This window comes from Halorubrum sp. Eb13, from assembly GCF_002252895.1.
In the GTDB taxonomy this organism is placed as follows: Archaea; Halobacteriota; Halobacteria; order Halobacteriales; family Haloferacaceae; genus Halorubrum.
Genome location: NZ_NHPE01000104.1, coordinates 1 through 247, shown reverse-complemented (window position 1 = coordinate 247; position 247 = coordinate 1).

Genomic DNA, 247 nt, shown 5'->3' with positions numbered 1-247 from the left:
CTCGCGATGGGTCAATGTGTCCCCGAGCGTACCAGTCGCGATACCAAAACTACCGAATCAGCGACAAGCTTATTCCAATCAGTTGGTGACAGGAGGGCAGTGACAGAGTCGTATCAATCGCTCAATGAACACCTCACCGAATCGTCGTCGATCCTCCTCCTCGCTCCGTCAGACGACTCTCCGGACGATCGCGCCTGTGTCGATCTGTTGACTCGGGAGCCACCCGACGAGACCAACGTACTGAGCG